Source organism: Polyangiaceae bacterium (assembly GCA_015075635.1).
GTDB lineage: Bacteria > Myxococcota_A > Polyangia > Polyangiales > Polyangiaceae > JADJKB01.
The window spans coordinates 1,277,059-1,293,934 of sequence record JABTUA010000001.1 but is presented as its reverse complement, the minus strand read 5'-3'; the positions used below and the strand labels follow the sequence as shown (position 1 = coordinate 1,293,934).

Sequence of the window (16,876 nt, the reverse complement as noted above, 5' to 3'; positions counted from 1 at the left end):
GTTCCCCCAAGTCAGGGGGCACTGGTACCCGCATGTCCACCGAGACCGAATCCCCCACGACCGACTCCGCGCCCGAAGGTGAGGAGCAGAACACTTCCGGGCAGGCTCCGGCAGCTCCCGCCGAAGTGGCAGCGGCCCAGGGGCAGGACGCGGCGCCGCAGGCTGCCGCCGCCGAAGGCGAGCCGGCCGGAGACCTACCGGGTGACGACGCTGGCGACGAAGTCGAGGGCGAGGGCGAGGGCGACGCGAGCGACGCGAGCGACGCGGGCGAGGGTGCCGGCGCGGGCGAGGGTGCCGACGCGAGCGGCGAAGGCGAGCCCGGTAAGAAGAAGAAGCGCCGGCGTCGCAAGAAGAAGAAGCCCGGCGAGGGCGCCGAAGGCTCCGGTGCCGAGCCGCGCGACGACGCGAGCAAGCACCGCCCCCACCGCCCCGCCACCGAGCGCGCGCCGTTCCACGTCGGCGAAGAGGTCTTCGGCAAGGTGACCGCGGTGCTCGACACGGCCGTGATGGTCGATCTGTCGGGCAAAGCCCTGGCCATCTTCGACCGTACCGAGATGGAGGCCGACGACCTCGTGCCGAGCGTCGGCGACCGCTTCGTGGCCCGCATCCACAACGACGGCGTGCGCGGTGGCCTGGTAGTGCTCACGCGCAAACCGCTGCGTGAGGAAGAGATCAAGCCGGCCGTCGAGGCTGCGTCCAAGGACGGCTCGCTGGTGCAGGGCCTGGTCACCGGCGTGATCAAGGGCGGCGTCGAGGTGGACATCTCCGGCCTGCGCGCCTTCGCGCCGGCGTCCGGCATGGACCTCCACCCGCAGAACGCGAACTTCACGGGCCTGGTGGGCCAGCGCCTCGATTTCAAGGTGATCCAGTACAAGAACGCCGGGCGCGACGTAGTGGTGTCGCGGCGCCCGATGCTCGAGGCGGAGGCTCACGAGCGCCGCAAGCACGCGCTGACCCTGCTCACCGAGGGCCAGGTGCTGAAGGGCATCGTCCGCACCGTGGTCGAGTGGGGGGCGTTCGTCGCGCTGCCGGAGGCGGAGAACCTGGAAGGCCTCGTCCACATCTCGGAGGCGAGCCACGACGCGCGCGCGCGCATGGCCGACCTCGTGCGCCCCGGCGCCGAGGTCGAGGTCAAGATCCTGAAGATCGACGAGAAGGGCAAGATCTGGCTCAGCCGCAAGGCCCTGATCGAAGACCCTTGGGCCGCGGCCCGCGAGAAGTACGCGCAGGGCTCGCGCCACACCGGCAAGGTGCAGCGGCTGCTCGACTTCGGCGCGTTCGTCGAGCTCGAGCCGGGCGTCGAGGGCCTGATTCACATCACCGATCTCTCGCTGACCCGCATCGAGCACCCGAACGAGGTGCTGAAGGAGGGTCAGGACGTCGACGTCGTCGTCTCCAACTTCGACACGCGCACCAAGAAGATCGCGCTGCACCCCGCGCCCCCGCCGGAGCGCGCCGACGAGGCGCCGCAGAAGGTCGCGCGCAACGCCGTGGTCAAGGTGGAGGTGATCAAGCACGAGGCCTCGGGCCTGATCGTGCGCATCCTGGGGGTCACCGGCCGCGCCGCGCGTGGCTTCTTGCCCGCCGGCCAGACCGGCACGCCGCGGGGGACCGACCTCCGCAAGCACTTCAAGATGGGCTCCATCCTCGACGTCAAAGTGCTCGAGGTCGATCCGCGCCGCGGCGAGCCGAAGCTCAGCATCAAGGCCATGGCCGAAGACGAGGAGCGCCGCGCGCACCGCGAGTACCGCCAGGCCCTGCAAAAAGAGGGCGGTTTCGGCACCCTCGGCGACCTGCTCAAGAAGAAGCTCGGCGGCTGACCGCCCCGCTCGAGGGCGCCGACTCGAAGAATCTGCGCAACGACGCAACGACTTGTCGTTCTTGCGGGAGCTGACGAGGACCTTCCACCTTCCGACCCGGAACCCTGTCCGGGTTGGGCAGCAGAAGAAGTTGCGCCACGGCGCCACGACGCCACGACGCCACGACCATTGTTTGCGGACCTGACGAGGACCTTCTGACCGCGAGGAGTTCCCCTCGGAGAGGTTCATCTCTCCTGGACCGAGCCGTCGACGTCCAGCGCGACGGCGGCGAGCGCTCGGATGTCCGCGGGATGGACGTTCCGCGCAGCGCAACCGCCTGCGACGCACCGGATGTCCGCGGGATGGACGTTCCGCGCAGCGCAAACCCACTGCGACGCACCGGATGTCCGCGGGATGGACGTTCCGCGCAGCGCAGCGGCCTGCGACGCGCCGAATGTCCGCGGGATGGACGTTCCACGCATCGGAACCCCGAGGCGAGCAGGATGACGTGCTGGGATCAGCGCCCGGGGAGGACCGACCCGTGCAGTGGGCGACGAGCCCCCAGGTCTGACACCAAGATCTTCTTCTCTCTTCTTCGTGGCGTCGTGGCGCTCGTGGCGTCGTGGCGCATTTCCTGCCCCAACTCCTGGAGGGGGAGATGTCAAGAATGGTTCTTCGCGTGGCCAGGGCCCACGACGCAGTTCGCGCGTCGGGCGGTTGGCTAGCAGTCACGGAGTAGCGCTCGGGGCTAGCGCCTTTCCAGGTACGCGAGTCTGGCGGCGCTGATCGAGACGGCGTGTCGCGGTGCGGAGACGATGAGCTGCTGATGGCGTTCTGAAAGTAGATGTCCGTGCCTGTCCGATTAGGGCGGCACGATCCTCCTGGAAGGGCCTCTTGGGTCCATGGCTTCAGTAGATGCTCCGAGGACGCACAACCTCGCATGGGGACCTCCGCTGCGCGTACAGGGGGCCAGTTGGGGCATGGGTGCTTGTCCTCGAAGTTTTTGGGAGCCGCCGGCGAGCATTCGCTCCATCTGCACCGAGAGCGCGAGTGGCGAGCAGCTACTTCGCGTCTGTCGTGCAGTGCTTGGCCGGGTCGTACTCCTCCTTTTTTCCAGATCGCCAGGGTGGCCGAAGCGATGCGACGCAATCGTCAGGCGGGCGAGCGGTGGCTTGAGTTCTGCAGCAGCCGGTCGTAGTCGCGGCGCAGCGGGTGATCGGTCTGGGCGATGACGCTGAGCGCCGCGCCTTTGAATATGGCCTTCAGCAGGGGATTGCGGTTGCGGTTGAGGCCGCGGGTGTGGGCGACCTGACGGCGCACCCAGCGCTGGCTCCGCTCGTCGCGCTCGTAGTCCGACGAGCTGCGCGTGACGATGCCGAGGCCGCAGTACCCGAAGAAGTCGCGCTTCGTGGAAAAGCGGAACGGCGTGACGACGATCGCGACGATGTACGCTGCGCGCACCGGGCCGATACCTGGCAGCGTCGTCAGCCGGCGCACCTCCGCATGCTCCCGTGCTTGCTCGAGCAGCCATATCTCCGCCTGTTCGCGGACTTCGCACAGACCGTCGAGCTCGGTCGACAGCAGCTGAGCCATGCGCGCTCGGGCCGGCGGCAGCTTCGGCAGCCACTGATCTCGGGTATCCGGGTCGTAGATCTCGTTGCCCATGCCGTGGATGCCCCGAGAGCGATACAGCGCATTGAGCCTGAGCTTCGTGCGGACCACGTCGGCAGTAGTGACCCGATGAGCTCGCACCGCCTCGCGCAGCTGCGTGAAGCGGCCGCGCGCCTTGAAAAACGACGTTCTCGAGGTCGCCCTTGCGGAGCTTCGAGGCGAGATTCCAGGCATCGATGGGTCGTTCTTCGCTCCGGCATGCTTGTCGGGCTGGACCACCACGAGCTCCGCCACGTGCGGCTCCAGGACCTCGCAGAGCCATTCGCTGAGGGTGCCCTCCTCCATGCACAGGCGACGCTGTCCGGGAATGGTGCGAACGAAGTCGATCAGCACTTTCGCGTTCGTCTCGAGCGTTTGCTCGCGTAGCTGACGGCCTGCCGAGCCCATCACCGCGAACGTGCAGGTTTGCGAATGCGCGTCGAGTCCTATATAGCGATCCATCGGTGTCCTCCTTGGTGGCTGTTTCGGTTTGCACTTGAGGCAGTACCACCACCGGAGGACGCCGGTCGCAGAGCACGCGTTCCAGGCGATGGGCGCTCAGCCACACAGTCAGCGCGAGCACTCTGAGAACAGCTGAACCGAGCGTTCCAACCGCCACCCCCGTCTTATGCCTCGCCGCCGCTGCGCGGCGTCGGTCTTCCCCAAATTCGCGCTTCGCGCGAATGGGGAAGACGGGTCGTCCCGAGCTCGGTGCGTCTTCGCTCGTCGCTACGTGCGGTGTTCCGTAGCTGGCACGTCGTCGCACGCTGCTGCGAGCGGCCTGGTGTCCTCGGCCCGGCGCGGTGGTCGGGCTCCGCTCAACCGGCGCACGCTCTGCGCCACGCCGCTCGATCACTCGAAGCAACGGGCCGAATGTGTCGACGAATACGAGGCTGAGAGCGCCACAGGCGGCGTGTCACAGATCGTGCGCCCTGGGTCGCGAAGCCCGCCCACCACGCCGGGCCTCGGAGGAACCCATGTCCGCTCGCCCCATCACTCAGCTTCGTCGCCAGCAAGTCCTCTCGCAGCGTGCCGCCGAGATGCGTGCGGCGCCCACCCGGTCGGAGGCCGCCCTCTGGCAGGCGCTGCGGGCCAAGAAGCTCGGCGTCGAGGTCCGCCGTCAGGTGGTGCTCGGGAACTACATCGCGGACTTCGTCGTGCCCTCGGCGAGGCTCGTCATCGAGGTGGACGGGGGCTACCACTGCAGGCGAGTCGCCGCCGACGCGCGGCGGGAACGGGCGCTCCGGCGCCTCGGCTACCGCGTGCTCCGGCTCGACGCACAGCTCGTGCTGGGCGCCCTGCCCGAAGCGCTCCTGCAGGTGCGGCAAGCGCTCGTCGGCTGAGGCCTGCGCCTCTGCCTCTGAGACAAAGATTGCTTCTTCTTCTTCTTCTTCTTCGTGGCGTCGTGGCGCTCGTGGCGTCGTGGCGCCATCTCTCCAGCACCCGCTCCGCGCCGGGGAGCTACTCCCGCCGGAGCGCGTGAATGGGGTCCAGACGCGCCGCCCGGCGGGCCGGGAAGAAGCCGAACGTCACGCCGATGGTCGTGCTCACACCGAGGGCCACCATCAACGCGTCGGTGGACACGCCCATGTCCCAGCCCAAGGCCTTGGCGATGCTGCGCACCGCCAGCACGGCCAGGAGCGTGCCGGCCGCTCCGCCCAGGAGCGACAGCACCACGGCCTCGACCAGGAACTGGAACAGGATGTCGATCTCGCGGGCGCCGATCGCCATGCGGATGCCGATCTCGCGCGTGCGCTCGGTGACGCTGACCAGCATGATGTTCATCACGCCGATCCCGCCGACCACCAGGCTGACCAGCGCGATCGAGAGCAGGAGCGTGCGCAGCGTGCTCAGGATGCCCTCCTGCCGCCGCCGGAAGTCCTCCTGGCTGCGGATGCGGAAGTCGTTCTCGGCGCCCTCCGTCAGGCCGTGACGCTGGCGCAGGATCGCAGTGGCCTGCCGCTCGACCTCGGCGGCGGAGTCCGGCGTCGCGCCCTGCAAGAGGATGCGCCCCACCTGGCCCGGACGGGTCTGGAGCAACTTGGCGCGCAGGGTCGCGACCGGCATCACCACGACGTCGTCCTGGTCGTTGCCGAACGGGCCCTGCCCTTTCTGCTCCAGCACGCCGACGATGCGGAACGGATGGCGCCCGATGCGCAGCACCTGCCCGACGGGATCTTCGGCGCCGAACAGGCTCTCCTTCACGGTGACACCGATCACGCACACCTTCTCGCCGATGGTCTCGCTGCTGGCCGTCCAGAGCGTGCCGGAGCCGAGCTTCCAGCGGCGGATGTCGAAGAAGGCGCGCTTGCTGCCCACGATCATCGTGGGCGTGTTGGCGTCGCGCCACGCCACCTGCGCGGAGCTGAACAGGAGCGGCGCCGCCTTCTCGATGGCCGGAGCCTCCTCGGCGAGGGCGTCGGCGTCGCCTTCGGTGAGGATGCCGGCTGCGCGCTCGTCGCGCACGCCGCTCTTCAGCGTCTCGGCCGGCATCACCATCAGCGCGTTCTCGCCCATGCTGTCGATACGGCCGGAGATCTGCTGCGTCGCGCCCTCGCCCAGGGCGACCACGATGGTGACGGCGGCGACGCCGATCAGGATGCCGAGGGCCGTCAGGCTGGCGCGCAGCGGGCTGCGCCGGAGCGCGCCCATCGCGAGCAGGAGCGCGGTCCAGGCGGCGCCGAAGATCCTACTCATGGCGCAGCGCCTCGATGGGGTCGAGGTGTGCGGCGCGCCGCGCGGGCCAGAACCCGAACGCGAGCCCGATGATCACGCTGGTGGAGAGCGCCACCCCCACGGCCTCGGGGCTGAGCCGCATCGGGAAGCCGAGCTCCTTGGCGAACGCGAGCATCAAGAGCGTCGCCGTCAGGATGCCCGCCAGGCCCCCGAACAGCGTGAGCGCGATCGACTCCAGCAGGAACTGAGCCTGGATGTCGCCGGGCTTGGCGCCGATGGCCATGCGGATGCCGATCTCCCGCGTGCGCTCGGTGACCCCGACCAGCATGATGTTCATCACGCCGACGCCGCCCACCAGGAGCGAAATCGCGGCCACCGACAACAGCAGCACGGTCAGCACCGTGAAGATCCCCTCCTGCATCCTCTGGAACTCCTGCTGGGTTCCGATGCGGAAGTCCGGCTCCTCACCCTCGGCGATCTGGTGACGCTGCATCAGGATCTGCCGCACCTGCCGCTCCGCCTCGCTGGAGTGCTCGGCGCTCTTGGCCGAGGCCATCACCAGCTGCACGCGATCCCCCAGGGTCGGGACGACCCGCGAACGCCAAGTGCCGATCGGGATCAGGAGCCGGTCGTCCTGGTCCTCGAAGGGAGACTGCCCCTTCGAGCGCAGCGTGCCGATGATCTGGAAGGGGTGCTTGCCGACGCGCACCCAGCGGCCGACCGGATCCTGGTTGCCGAAGAGCTTCTGCTGGGCCGTCGGCGCGATCAGCGCGACCTTCGCCTTGGTCTGGGCCTCGCTCTCGTTGAAGCGCCGCCCCGTCGCCACTTCGTAGCCCCGCACCTCGAAGTAGCTCTCGTCCACGCCCATCACGCCTATCTTCCCGTTGCCGAGCTCGCTGACGACCTGAGCGTTGACCTCCGAGTAGACCGTGACCGCCGTGACCGCGGTGGCCTCCCGACGGATGGCCTCGGCGTCCCGCTCGGTGAGCCCCATGCCCATGTTGGCCCGGGACTTGGCGCCGCTCTTGGCCGCCGGCTGCGAGAAGATGAAGACCACGTTGGAGCCCAGGCTCTGGATCTGCTTGTCGATCTCGCTCCGCGCGCCGGTGCCCAGGGCCGCCACCAGCACCACCGCGGCGACGCCGATCAAGATCCCCACCGAGGTGAGGAGCGAGCGCAGTCGCTGCCGCACCAGCGCGAGCATCGCCATGCGGAACGACGTCAGGATCGCGTTCATGGCCTGCTCTCCACGGCGGCGGCGACCCGGGGGTTCTCGTTCCTCTCGTCGCGGAATATGCGGCCGTCGCGCACCGTGATGATGCGGCGGGCACAGGCCGCGATGTCGGCTTCGTGGGTGACGATCACGACGGTGATGCCGTGGTCCTCGGAGAGCGCCTGGAGCAGCGCAAGGACCTCGTGGCTGGTGCGCGTATCCAGGTTGCCGGTCGGCTCGTCCGCGAGCAGGAGCGGCGGGTTCGTGACCAGCGCGCGGGCGATGGCCACGCGCTGCTGCTGCCCGCCGGAGAGCTGCGCCGGCGTGTGGTGCGCGCGATCCGCCAGGCCCACCTGCGCCAGCGCGCGGGCGGCACGGCGGAACCGGTCGCGACCGCTCACCCCGCGGTACACCAGCGGCAGCTCGACGTTCTCCAGCGCCGTGGTGCGCGGGAGCAGGTTGAAACCTTGGAACACGAAGCCGATCAGGCGGTTTCGGACCAGCGCCCGCTGGTCGATGGAGCGCTCGGTCACGTCGATGCCCGCCAGCTCGTAGCGGCCGCGGGTGGGGCGGTCCAGACAGCCCAGGATGTTCATCAGCGTGCTTTTGCCGCTGCCGCTCGTTCCCACGACGGCGCACAGCTCGCCGGCGCCGATCTCGAGCTCGACGTCGGCGAGGGCGTGCACGACCTCCGGGCCGGTCAGGTAGTCTTTGCACACGCCGCTGAGTCGGATGAGCGACGACATCTGCCTCAGAACATGCCGAAGCGCTTCTGCTTCTTCTCTTCGCGCTGCTCGACCACGATGGGCCGACCGGCGGCGAGGTCGCCCGCGTCCTTCAGCTCCGTCCACACGCCGTCGGTGATGCCCACGCCCACCACCCGGTCCTCCAGCGTCTCGGAGCCTGGAGCGCCACCGGCGACGAGGTAGATGCGCCCCTTGCCCGGGTCGAGGGGCGGCGGCGGCTTCACGGGCTTCGGCTTGCCGTCCTCGTCTTTTTCGGGAAGCGGGCGGAAGCGCAGCGCCGCGTTGCGCACGGCGAGGGAGCTCTTGGCCTCGCGGGTCTTGATGGTCACGGTCGCCGTCATCCCCGGCCTGAGCTTCAGCTCCGGGTTCGACACCTCGATCACCGCCGAGTACGTCACCACGCCCTGGACGTTGTTCGGGCTGAAGCGGACCTGGGTGACGGTGCCCTGGAATTTTTCGCCCACGAAGGCGTCCACCACGACCTCCGCCTTCATCTGCTCGGCGATCTTGCCCACGTCCGCCTCGTCGATCTCGGCCAGCACCTGCATCTTGGACAGATCCTGCGCGATCACGAACAGCACCGGCGCCGCGAAGCTCGCGGCCACGGTCTGACCGGAGTCGACCGCGCGGTTCACGACGATCCCGTCGATGGGCGAGAAGATTCGCGCGTACGCCAGCGTCGTCCGCGCGCCGGAGAGCTGCGCGCGGATCTGGGAGATCTGGGCCGAAGAGGCCGCCACGTCGGCGTCGGCGACGTCGTGCTCGCCCTGCGCCTGCTCGACGTCGGCAGGGCTCGCGATGCCTTCGGCCTTCAGCCCTTGCAGCCGCTTCAGGCTCGCCTTCGAGGTGGCGAGGCGAGCTTGGGCGCGCTTCAGGCTGGCCTCCGCCGCCTTGAGCTGGGCACCGCTCTGACTCACCTGCGCGCCGTACAGCGTGGGGTCGATCTCGGCGAGCAGGTCGCCCTTCTTCACCTTGCTGTTGAAGTCGACGTGCACCTTGACGATCCGCCCCGAGACCTGCGCCCCGACCTGCACCTCCGTCAGCGGCTTCACGCTGCCGGTGGACTGCACCTGCTCGACGATGTCGCGCTGCTCGACGGCTTCGGTGCTGAAGCGCGGGGCCGGCGGCGGCCGCGTCGCGCGGCGATAGCTGGCGAAGCCGACTACGGCAGCCACGATCACGCCGACGACGATCAAGCGCCGGACCCAGCGGCGAGCCCCCTCGGCGCGAAGCTGCTTCTCGAGGTCGCGAACCGCGTCGGTCACGACCCCGGGTTGTGTGCCGTTCTGGGCGTCCTCACTCATGGCGGAAAGCGCCCAGGGTATAGCGCCGAACCCGCGGCGCCGCGGCAGGACCCGGACGGAGCGCCGATTTTGCGGCAATTCTGCAGGACATTTTTCGCGTGATCTCGGCAGCTTGGGCGAAGACACCGGGGGGGCCAAGGCCCGGCGCCGCCGGTTTGTCCAAGCGCTTGGTGTTGAACTATCGTGACCCGTCGAATTCGACCCCGGCCGGCTCCCTGATCGGTCAGGGCCGCGCGCCGGGACCGGCATGTCTCAGAAGAGCGACCGCGAGCTGGTGGATGCGGCCCGGAAGGGAGACGCCGAGTCGTTCGGCGTCCTGGTGCGGCGCCATCAGAAGCGCATCTACCGACTCGCGGTGCATTTGTTGCGCGATGCCGCGGAAGCCGAAGACGTGACTCAAGACACATTCGTGCGGGCCTATGGCGCGCTCGACCGCTTCGACGGACGTAGCGAGCCCTTCACTTGGATGTATCGGATCGCCGTGAACCTCTCCTTGAATGCGATTCGCTCCCGCAAGTCGGGGCGCAAGGCGACCACGCCGGACGATCCTCGCATCGAGGGGCTCTTGGCGGACCGGAAGAGCGTCGAAGCGGATCCGGCGCGCCTCGCCTCCGATCGCCAGGCTGCGCTGGCGCTGGCGGATGGTATCGATCAGCTGAGCGAGACCTTGCGCACGACTCTGATCTTGGTCAGCGTCGACGGCCTCTCGCACGGCGAAGCAGCGGCTGTTCTCGGGTGCCCCGAAGGCACCGTGGCGTGGCGCGTCCACGAAGCGCGGAAGAAGCTGCGTGCGCACCTCGCGAGCGTTGGTCATCCTGAAGATTCGGGCAAATCATGAGCGAGCAGGACCGAGAGGCACGGCTCCCGAAGCCCTTCGAAGCGATGCTGGACGGCTGGCCCGTCGCCGAGCGCGACGACGCCTTCTGGGACGACGGAGCCGAGAAGATCACCGAGCGACTCGAGTCTGCGCGTGGCGAAGCCGCCGCGCACAGCGCGTTGCTCGAGCCGCCGCTGCCGGCCGAGGCCGGCGAGCCGGGGTTCGAGCGCACGCCGAAGGCGGAGGAGCCGCCGCCGCGGAGCTTGGCGGAGCTGGCCCGCATGAGCCTGGCGACCGAGGCCCCGAAGTCGGACGCCACCGATCTCGCGCTCGCGAGCCTGTCCTTGGCCAACGGCGCCCGAGCGAGCTCACCGCTGATCGCCGAGGCCGAGACCGCGGCGCGCGCGAGCGCACCTGCCGTGGAGCCCGTGGCCGCCGCTGCTCCGGTCCAGGCGCTGCCCGTCCGGCGCCCCCAGCGCTCAGCGGCGGGACCGTTGGCCATGGCCGCCATCGGCCTCATGGGCCTGGCCGCCGCGGCGGTGATCGTGGTCCGTGCCCAGCGTCAGGGTGAGTCGAGCCCGATCGCGGCAGCTCCCCCGAGCGCTGCCCCGGCCGCGGTCGCGGCCCAGCCGACCGCGACCGCCACCGCCGAGGACATCGTGGCCCTCGACGATCTCTCGCCTGGCAAGGCCGCCGGCGCGGCCCCCGCACCTCGGCCGAGCGGCGAGAAGGTTGCCGCCAAGGCGGGCGGGCAGAAGCCCGAGGAGCCGCCGGCACCGGAGGCCAAGCCGGCGGAGCCGCCAGCGGCCGTCGCCAAGGCGGAGGAGAAGAAGGACGACGAGGCGGCCAAGCTGATGAAGCCGGCGGCGACCGCCGGTGATCTGCCGGACAAGCCTTCCACCGGCGCGGTTCAAGCGGCCATCGGCTCGGTCATGGGCTCTGCGCGCGCCTGCGTCGCCGGGCACGACGAGGACTCGCGGGCGACCATCACCTTCGGTTCGGACGGCCGGGTGTCGTCCGTGGCGGTCTCCGGCAAGGCCGCGGGAACGCCTGCCGAGGCCTGCATCAAGGCGGCCCTCGGCAAAGCCCGGGTCCAGCCGTTCGCGCGGCCGAGCTTCAGCGTGGGCGCGGCGATCAGGCCGTGACGATTCGGGGGAAATCCCCCGCGTTGACAAGGCCGGCTCCATCCCGCATATTCCCGCCCCCTCGGCCGAGCGGCCGTGGCTTTTTCGAGGATTCCGACGATGGTTTCGTCCACGAAGCAGACCTGGCGCCGGCGCGCGATCAACACCGCCCGTAACGGGCGTTCCCAGAAGCGTGCGCGCGTCGCGGCCGCGACGCCCGAGTTTCCCATCCACCCCGAGGGCTACGACGCGAAAGCGCCGGACGCCAAGAAGAAGAGCGCCTGAGAGATCCCCATGGCGAACCACCCCTCTGCACAGAAGCGTAACCGACAGCGCGTCGTGCGCACCGAGCGCAACCGCGCGGCCAAGAGCACCGTCCGCTCCGCCGTGAAGAAGGCCCGCGCGGCCATCGCCAGCGGTGACAAAGCCGCGGCGAAGGCCAGCGTGGCCTCCGCGAGCACGGCGCTGGCCAAGGCCGCCAAGAAGGGCGTCCTGCACAAGAACTCGGCTTCGCGCGTGACCTCGCGCATCCAGACCGCGCTCGGCAAGCTCGGCTGAGGCCCGCACCCCGAAAGTGGGAGCTTGCCGCGGCCCCGAGCGGCCGCGTGCTACCATCCTCTCGCGTCCGCCGTGGAGGCGGACCGAGAGCTTCATGGGTCGCCGAGAGGAGGACGTCGACGAGGATCTCTGCGGCACGGTCGTCGCGGGGAAGTACCGAGTCGAGCGCCTGATCGGTCGGGGCGGCATGGGCGCGGTCTACGAGGCGACCAACGTCGCCATCGGCAAGCGCGTCGCGCTGAAGTTCCTGGACCGAGAGGCCGCCCGCGACGCCGACGCGGTGGCGCGCTTTCAGCGCGAAGCGGAGGCCGCGGGAGCGGTCGAGAGCGCGCACATCGTCCACATCTTCGACTCCGGCAGCTCGGAGGACGGGCGCCCGTTCCTGGTGATGGAGCTCTTGAGCGGCGAGGATCTGCGCTCCCGGCTCAAGCGCGAGGGGCGCTTGCCGGTGGCCGACGCCATCCACATCACCGGGCAGGTGCTCCGCGCTTTGGCCCGCGCCCACGCGGCGGGCATCGTGCACCGCGACCTGAAGCCGGACAACGTCTTCCTGTGCCGGCGCGACGACGACCCCACGTTCGTCAAGCTCGTGGACTTCGGCATCTCCAAGATCACGCGTCGCGAGACCACGCTGGACACGCTCACACGCCGCGGCGTGGTGCTCGGGACCGCGTTCTACATGTCGCCAGAGCAGGCCCAGGCGCTGCGCGACATCGACGGGCGTTCGGATCTGTTCAGCGTCGGCGCCATCTTGTTCGAGGCCCTGGCAGGCCGGCCGCCGCACGTCGGCTCGGTCTACGAGGCCGTGCTGATCGACATCTGCACCAAGGACGCGCCGGACATCCGCACGCTCGTGCCGGAGGTCCCCGAGCCCGTGGCGGAGGTGATCGCCCGCTCGCTCCGCCGCGAGCGCGAGGCGCGCTGGCAAGACGCGAACGACTTCTACGACGGCCTGGCCTTGGCCGCGCCGGGCCTGCTCCGCACCGGTGGCCTCGGGTTGCCGCGAGCTCCGCTCTCGAGCGGGGCGGACACGAACCCGATCGGCAAGCCCGCGTCCGCGGTCGAAGCCAAGGTGGTGACGGCCGAAGGCACCGCCGTTCATCCGAGCGTCCCGGGCGACGCGCGAGCTCAAGCCCGACGCACGTTGGTGGCGGTGATCGTGGCGGCCCTGGGCGCCTTCGCCCTGACGGCGCTGCTCATGACCCGCCGCGGGGGCGGCTCCGACTCGCCGCCGGTCCAGCCAACGGCCGCCAGCGCACCCGCCGCCGCTCTTCCGAGCTCGCCGAGCCCGGCGCCCTCGCTCTCCGTTGCGCCCGAAGTGCCGGATGCGGCGGTGAGCGCGCACAAGCCCGTGCGCCCCGCCAAGCCGGGAGCAAAACCCGCGGCCTCGACCCCGAGCGCGACCCCGGTCAAACCGGGGCCCGCCGGCGTCGCGACCGGGCTCACCCTGGACACCAAGGGGCCGTAGCACAACTAGCGCGTGACCCCGCCGGAGCGATCGGGCAAAACCCGCGGGAGTGCTCGCCCGCGGCATCGCCCCCCGTCTCGGCCGTCCCGGCCGGCGCCTCCCGCTGCTGCTCGCGGCCGTGGCGAGCCCCGCCTTTGCCCAACCCGCGGCGACCGCCCCCGCCGCCCAGGAGGATCCGAAGACGAGCGAGGCGCGCGCTCACTTCCAGAACGGGGTGAAGCTCTTCAACAGCAGGAACTGGCAGGGCGCTCTCGCCGAGTTCGACGCGGCCTACAAGCTGAAGCCGGGGCCCAGCTCGCTGAAGAACATCGCGCTCTGTCAGAAGGAGCTCTTCCGCTACTCCGACGCGGTCGACACGCTGAAGAAGCTCCTCGACCGCCACGGCAAGGAGCTGTCGGAGGACGAGGGCCGGTCGGTGCGCGAGGCCATCACCGAGCTCGGCTCGCTGGTGGGCAGCATCGTGGTGCGAGTCACCCCCGCCGAGGCCCGGGTGTTCCTGGACGGCCGCGCGCTCGAGCCGCGGGAGCTCGGGACGAGCATCCAGCTGAACACCGGCGAGCACGTGCTGGTCGCCGAGGCCCCCGGCTACGCCAAGATCGCCCGCACCATCCGCGTCGCGGGCGCGCAGAAGGACGTGCCGGTGGAGTTCGCGCTCGTGGCGAACGCCGGCTTCGTGTCCATCACCAGCCAGGACCCAAAGGCGGCCATCGCCATCGACGGCAAGGCCCTGGCCTTCTCGTCCTGGCGCGGGCCGCTCGACCCCGGCCGACACTACGTGCAGGTCTACCGCGACGGCTTCAAGCAGTTCGAGCAGGCCTTCATCGTCGAGGTCGGCAAGAACATCGACATCGAGGCGGTGCTCACCCCCGACGACCGGACCGGGCCGAGACCTGGTGACCCCAAGCCGCCGCAGCAGCGCGGCTGGTACGCGCTCGCCGCGCTCTCCGGCATCGGCCTGCGCAACGCTCCCGGGGGCCTCGAGATCGACCAGAGCCAGGTCACCGGCAGCTCGCTCGGCGTGCGCGCGGGCTATCGGGTGTGGACCCCGGTCGCGGTGGAGTTGCTCCTGGAAGGCGGAAAGCACGAGGTCGACAAGGCCTGCGACACCGGCGTCAGCTCGCGCAAGTGCGGTACGTCGAACGCCTTCGAGCGCTCCTTCACCCTCGACTCGGTGCGCTTCGGACCGAACCTCCGGATCATGAGCGCCGGCGAGTCGCTGCGCTTCACCTCGGTGGTGGGCGCCGGAGCCGTGCGCCACGAGCTCGACCTCGACCCGCCCGACTCGACCGAGCCCGGGGCGAACGAGGCCATGCGCGGGGGCAACGCCAAGGGCTGGGACCCGTATTTTCTGCTCGAGGTCGGCGCCCAGTACAACTGGGGGCACGTCCTGCTCGAGCTGTGCGGCCTCGTTTTCATCGACGGAGCCAGCAACGCCAAGGGCAGGCTCGACGACGGCAAGAGCTGGACGCCGTTCGAAGACACCGGCGGGCTGATCATGGGCGGGATCGGCCTGCGTGGCGGCTGGAGCGAGTGGAAGCCCAGATAGAAGGGGACGGAGCATGAGCAACAGCAAGGCCATCGGCACCTACTCCGCGGAGAACCGCCACTTCGAGCCCAGCCCGGGCTTCCGCGAGCTGGCGCGCGTCGGCAGCAAGGAAGAGTACGAGCGCCTCTACCGCGAGAGCCTCTCGTCACCGGACACGTTCTGGAAGCGCGAGACGAGTGAGCTCGTCCTCCGAAAGCCCTGGACCGAGGTCACCGTCGGCGAGCTGCCCCACGTGAAGTGGTTCGTCGGCGCCGAGCTCAACGTGACCGAGAGCTGCCTCGACCGGCACCTCGCTGCGCGGAAGGACAAGCGCGCCATCGTCTGGGAGAGCGAACCTGGGGAGGTCCGCACCCTGACCTACGGCGAGCTCCACGCAGAGGTGGTCCGCTTCGCCGCGGCGCTGCGCGGGCTCGGCGTGAAGAAGGGCGATCGCGTCGCCATCTACATGGGCATGGTGCCGGAGGTGGTGGTGGGCATGCTGGCTTGCGCCCGCATCGGCGCGGCCCACAGCGTCGTTTTCGGGGGTTTCGCCGCGGAGTCGCTGCGGGACCGCATCAACGACTGCCAGGCCAAGCTCGTCCTGACCCAGGACGGCGCCTGGCGTCGTGGCCAGGTGGTGCCGCTCAAGACCACGGTGGACAAGGCGGTCGAGAGCACCCCCAGCGTCGAGAAGGTCGTCGTGCTCAGGCGCCTCGGCGACGAGCGCTGCCCGGTGGAGCTACGGGCCGGGCGCGACGTGTGGTGGCACGAGCTGGCCGCGAGCGCCGATCCGGCGGCCGGCGCGCCGGAGATCGTGGACGCCGAGCACCCGCTGTTCATCCTCTACACCTCAGGCTCCACCGGCAAGCCGAAGGGCGTCCTCCACACCACGGGGGGCTACCTGGCCGGGACGCACGTCAGCACCAAATACGTGTTCGACCTGCGCGATGACGACCTCTACTGGTGTACCGCCGACGTGGGCTGGATCACCGGCCACAGCTACATCGTCTACGGTCCGCTCTCGAACGGCGCCACGTGCCTGATGTACGAGGGCGCGCCGAACTTCCCGGATTGGGGTCGCTTCTGGCAGATCGTGCAGAAGCACCGCGTCAGCATCCTGTACACCGCGCCGACGGCCATCCGCGCCTTCATCCGCGCCGGCAACGACTGGGTGACGAAGCACGATCGGTCCAGCTTGCGCCTGCTCGGGACGGTGGGCGAGCCCATCAATCCAGAGGCCTGGATCTGGTACCACGAGATCGTGGGCGACAGGCGTTGCCCGATCGTGGACACGTGGTGGCAGACCGAGACCGGTGCGATCATGCTGGTGACGCTCCCGGGCGCGGTGTTCAGCAAGCCCGGCTCGACGGGGTTGCCCTTCTTCGGGGTGAAGCCGGAGGTGGTGACCAGCGACGGTGAGGCCGTGGGTCCGAACGAAGGCGGGCTGCTCGTCCTGCGCCAGTCGTGGCCCAGCATGCTGCGCACCATCTGGGGCGACGACGAGCGCTTCGTGCAGCAGTACTTCAGCGAAATCCCCGGCAACTACTTCACGGGTGACGGCGCTCGCTCGGACGAAGACGGCTACTTTCACGTGGTCGGTCGCATCGACGACGTGCTGAACGTCTCGGGGCATCGCATCGGCACCGCGGAGATCGAGAGCGCGTTGGTCTCGCATGCGTCGGTGGCCGAGGCAGCCGCGGTGGGCCGTCCCGACGACTTGAAGGGTCAGGCGTTGGTGGTGTTCGTGACCCTGAAGCCCGGCTTCGGCGCCGGCCCGGAGCTGGCGAAGTTGCTGAAGGACCACGTGGGCCAGGAGATCGGCAAGTTCGCCGCTCCGGACGACATCCGCTTCGCCGAGAGCCTACCCAAGACGCGCAGCGGGAAGATCATGCGCCGACTGCTCAAGGACATCGCCGCGGGCCGCGAGACCCAGGGCGACACCTCCACGCTCGAAGATCTGAACGTGCTCGCGAAGCTGCGCGCGCCCGACGAGTGA

The 16,876-nt window shown here is 69.7% G+C and carries 14 protein-coding genes; 9 read left to right on the top strand and 5 right to left on the bottom strand.

The annotated features are described in order from the left end of the window. Nucleotides 1-32 precede the first annotated feature (32 nt). The gene (locus HS104_05945; GenBank protein MBE7479513.1) at nt 33-1,820 is read left to right on the top strand and encodes a 30S ribosomal protein S1; all 1,788 of its coding nucleotides are present in this window, start codon (nt 33-35) and stop codon (nt 1,818-1,820) included. A gap of 1,131 nt (nt 1,821-2,951) precedes the next feature. Here the strand turns inward: HS104_05945 and HS104_05940 are convergent. Next, the gene (locus tag HS104_05940) at nt 2,952-3,911 is read right to left on the bottom strand and encodes a transposase (protein MBE7479512.1); all 960 of its coding nucleotides are present in this window, start codon (nt 3,909-3,911) and stop codon (nt 2,952-2,954) included. A gap of 515 nt (nt 3,912-4,426) precedes the next feature. Between HS104_05940 and HS104_05935 the strand changes: the two genes are divergently transcribed. Further along, the gene (locus tag HS104_05935; GenBank protein ID MBE7479511.1) at nt 4,427-4,792 is read left to right on the top strand and encodes a DUF559 domain-containing protein; all 366 of its coding nucleotides are present in this window, start codon (nt 4,427-4,429) and stop codon (nt 4,790-4,792) included. Between the two features lie 118 nt (nt 4,793-4,910). On the opposite strand, the gene HS104_05930 is transcribed toward HS104_05935, so the two are convergent. The 4 genes from HS104_05930 to HS104_05915 are packed head-to-tail and all read right to left on the bottom strand — an operon-like array spanning nt 4,911 to nt 9,388. Continuing rightward, nucleotides 4,911-6,146 (bottom strand): ABC transporter permease, encoded by a 1,236-nt coding sequence (locus HS104_05930; protein ID MBE7479510.1) that lies wholly within the window; start codon nt 6,144-6,146, stop codon nt 4,911-4,913. Beyond that, complete coding sequence (locus tag HS104_05925; protein ID MBE7479509.1) at nt 6,139-7,362, bottom strand: ABC transporter permease; 1,224 nt, start codon at nt 7,360-7,362, stop codon at nt 6,139-6,141. The genes HS104_05930 and HS104_05925 overlap by 8 nt, the downstream gene beginning before the upstream one ends. Then, nucleotides 7,359-8,084, bottom strand: coding sequence for an ABC transporter ATP-binding protein (locus HS104_05920; GenBank protein MBE7479508.1), 726 nt, complete (start codon nt 8,082-8,084; stop codon nt 7,359-7,361). The genes HS104_05925 and HS104_05920 overlap by 4 nt, the downstream gene beginning before the upstream one ends. A gap of 5 nt (nt 8,085-8,089) precedes the next feature. Then, nucleotides 8,090-9,388, bottom strand: a complete 1,299-nt coding sequence (locus tag HS104_05915; GenBank protein ID MBE7479507.1) for an efflux RND transporter periplasmic adaptor subunit — start codon at nt 9,386-9,388, stop codon at nt 8,090-8,092. A gap of 247 nt (nt 9,389-9,635) precedes the next feature. Between HS104_05915 and HS104_05910 the strand changes: the two genes are divergently transcribed. From HS104_05910 to acs, 7 genes are all read left to right on the top strand, one after another. Next, the gene (locus HS104_05910) at nt 9,636-10,226 is read left to right on the top strand and encodes a sigma-70 family RNA polymerase sigma factor (protein ID MBE7479506.1); all 591 of its coding nucleotides are present in this window, start codon (nt 9,636-9,638) and stop codon (nt 10,224-10,226) included. Continuing rightward, complete coding sequence (locus HS104_05905; protein ID MBE7479505.1) at nt 10,223-11,350, top strand: hypothetical protein; 1,128 nt, start codon at nt 10,223-10,225, stop codon at nt 11,348-11,350. The genes HS104_05910 and HS104_05905 overlap by 4 nt, the downstream gene beginning before the upstream one ends. 99 nt (nt 11,351-11,449) lie before the next feature. Next, nucleotides 11,450-11,614, top strand: a complete 165-nt coding sequence (locus tag HS104_05900) for a hypothetical protein (protein ID MBE7479504.1) — start codon at nt 11,450-11,452, stop codon at nt 11,612-11,614. Between the two features lie 9 nt (nt 11,615-11,623). Then, nucleotides 11,624-11,887: a 30S ribosomal protein S20 gene (rpsT, locus tag HS104_05895; GenBank protein ID MBE7479503.1), complete on the top strand. Its 264-nt coding sequence runs from the start codon at nt 11,624-11,626 to the stop codon at nt 11,885-11,887. Between the two features lie 94 nt (nt 11,888-11,981). Then, complete coding sequence (locus HS104_05890; GenBank protein MBE7479502.1) at nt 11,982-13,355, top strand: protein kinase; 1,374 nt, start codon at nt 11,982-11,984, stop codon at nt 13,353-13,355. A 118-nt stretch (nt 13,356-13,473) separates the two neighbouring features. After that, nucleotides 13,474-14,901 (top strand): PEGA domain-containing protein, encoded by a 1,428-nt coding sequence (locus HS104_05885; GenBank protein ID MBE7479501.1) that lies wholly within the window; start codon nt 13,474-13,476, stop codon nt 14,899-14,901. Nucleotides 14,902-14,914: 13 nt separating this feature from the next. Beyond that, a complete protein-coding gene (gene acs, locus HS104_05880) occupies nt 14,915-16,876 on the top strand; it encodes an acetate--CoA ligase (GenBank protein MBE7479500.1) in 1,962 nt (653 codons plus the stop codon).

What these genes read in the sequence shown, in the direction of transcription:
- HS104_05900 (MBE7479504.1), top strand. Translation starts at nt 11,450, where the DNA reads ATGGTTTCGTCCACGAAGCAGACCTGGCGCCGGCGCGCGATCAACACC.
- HS104_05930 (MBE7479510.1), bottom strand. Translation starts at nt 6,146, where the DNA reads ATGAGTAGGATCTTCGGCGCCGCCTGGACCGCGCTCCTGCTCGCGATG.
- HS104_05940 (MBE7479512.1), bottom strand. Translation starts at nt 3,911, where the DNA reads ATGGATCGCTATATAGGACTCGACGCGCATTCGCAAACCTGCACGTTC.
- HS104_05945 (MBE7479513.1), top strand. Translation starts at nt 33, where the DNA reads ATGTCCACCGAGACCGAATCCCCCACGACCGACTCCGCGCCCGAAGGT.
- HS104_05890 (MBE7479502.1), top strand. Translation starts at nt 11,982, where the DNA reads ATGGGTCGCCGAGAGGAGGACGTCGACGAGGATCTCTGCGGCACGGTC.
- HS104_05925 (MBE7479509.1), bottom strand. Translation starts at nt 7,362, where the DNA reads ATGAACGCGATCCTGACGTCGTTCCGCATGGCGATGCTCGCGCTGGTG.
- HS104_05910 (MBE7479506.1), top strand. Translation starts at nt 9,636, where the DNA reads ATGTCTCAGAAGAGCGACCGCGAGCTGGTGGATGCGGCCCGGAAGGGA.
- HS104_05915 (MBE7479507.1), bottom strand. Translation starts at nt 9,388, where the DNA reads ATGAGTGAGGACGCCCAGAACGGCACACAACCCGGGGTCGTGACCGAC.
- acs (MBE7479500.1), top strand. Translation starts at nt 14,915, where the DNA reads ATGAGCAACAGCAAGGCCATCGGCACCTACTCCGCGGAGAACCGCCAC.
- rpsT (MBE7479503.1), top strand. Translation starts at nt 11,624, where the DNA reads ATGGCGAACCACCCCTCTGCACAGAAGCGTAACCGACAGCGCGTCGTG.
- HS104_05920 (MBE7479508.1), bottom strand. Translation starts at nt 8,084, where the DNA reads ATGTCGTCGCTCATCCGACTCAGCGGCGTGTGCAAAGACTACCTGACC.
- HS104_05905 (MBE7479505.1), top strand. Translation starts at nt 10,223, where the DNA reads ATGAGCGAGCAGGACCGAGAGGCACGGCTCCCGAAGCCCTTCGAAGCG.
- HS104_05935 (MBE7479511.1), top strand. Translation starts at nt 4,427, where the DNA reads ATGTCCGCTCGCCCCATCACTCAGCTTCGTCGCCAGCAAGTCCTCTCG.